At 63.5% G+C, this 356-nt stretch carries 1 pseudogene; it reads right to left on the bottom strand.

The window, feature by feature from the left end:
- Window positions 1–356 (bottom strand): annotated as a pseudogene (locus ACLFKU_RS44410) (MFS transporter); the annotation flags it as partial.

Here is a 356-nt window from a genome sequence, read left to right as displayed (position 1 = left end):
CAGGTGGTGCTAGCATGAAGCGGATGGGCACCTGATGGACGTTGTACATCTGTTGACCGGTCCACAACAGGAACTGCGATAACCCGATTGCCAGCCAACCCGGCGCCGGACACATGGGTGCGAGCGCCGCGCCGACGGCGCTGGTGCAGAGAGCCGCAACCAGCACTCGGCCGAGTCCCAGTGCCCGCGCAGCCAGACGGGCGAGCAACGCGCCGACGGCGGATCCTAGGGCCGCGATGCCCATGACGGTGCCAATCGCGGTGGCCGTCAGTCTCAAGTCCTTGGTCAGGTACGGGAGAAAGACAGCCGAGTAGGCGCTGTAGAAAAAGATAAGCGTGCCCGTCGCAAAGGTAATT

The sequence above is a fragment of the Paraburkholderia sp. EG304 genome, assembly GCF_046543485.1.
GTDB lineage: Bacteria > Pseudomonadota > Gammaproteobacteria > Burkholderiales > Burkholderiaceae > Paraburkholderia > Paraburkholderia youngii.
This window is presented reverse-complemented; position numbering and strand designations above follow the sequence as displayed.